1 protein-coding gene is annotated in these 328 nt (G+C 71.6%); it reads right to left on the bottom strand.

The annotated features are described in order from the left end of the window. Positions 1 to 328: AraC family transcriptional regulator (locus HX774_RS19320; protein WP_178829021.1), on the bottom strand; the 328-nt coding region annotated here is incomplete at both ends.

Genomic DNA, 328 nt, shown 5'->3' with positions numbered 1-328 from the left:
TGGCCGCCGCCGGCGACTGGCCGTAGTGACGGCGATAGCGCCGCGCCAGCGAGACCGGATGAACTCCGACCTCTGCGGCGATGCTGCGGACCTCCATCCCCGGCTGGGCGGCCCTGTCGGCGATGATCTCGCTCGCCCGCCACAGCCATTCCGGCGCCGGGTCCTCGTCCAGTTCATCCGGCGACAGAACCGCCCCCGCCAGATCAAGCGCCAGCCCTTCGATGATCATCTCATCGCCCGCCAGAAATCGCGCGGTCGCCCCGACCAGCCGCCTGACCACGCCTTCCGCCGCCCCTCGCAGACGCAAGGGATCACCGAGGCGCGCGCC

Origin of the sequence: Brevundimonas sp. P7753 (assembly GCF_013386595.1) — a bacterium.
Lineage (GTDB): Bacteria > Pseudomonadota > Alphaproteobacteria > Caulobacterales > Caulobacteraceae > Brevundimonas > Brevundimonas bullata.
Note: the sequence above shows the minus strand (reverse complement) of the source record. Positions and strands in the feature narration are given on the sequence as shown.